Raw genomic sequence first — 279 nt, forward strand, 5'->3', positions numbered from 1 at the left:
CGTCCAGACCCATCGAAACCAGGTCATCCGCCGACAACCCCATTTCTTTCAACGCTTTGTTCGCCGCACCTGTCCCCAAGACAGCCTCGCCCAAACGCTTGGAAAACCGTTCCATTGAACTGTCGAGACTGGATTGCGCGACGCCCGCACTTTCCGCGATCGTGCGCAACTCTTGCAGCGCGTCCGTCGTCAGGCCGATCTTGTCCGCCGTTTTGCCAATATCATCGAGATCCGAAACAACGCGCCCAACCGCATCGACCGATGCCAAAGCCACTAAGG

General features: G+C 58.1%; 1 protein-coding gene. It reads right to left on the reverse strand.

Going from position 1 to position 279, the window contains the following annotated elements; genetic code table 11:
• The coding region (locus Q4528_RS13625) for a hypothetical protein (RefSeq protein ID WP_303522083.1) at positions 1-279 on the reverse strand (279 nt) is incomplete at both ends.

The organism is Staphylococcus pasteuri, from assembly GCF_030547725.1.
In the GTDB taxonomy this organism is placed as follows: domain Bacteria; phylum Bacillota; class Bacilli; order Staphylococcales; family Staphylococcaceae; genus Staphylococcus; species Staphylococcus pasteuri.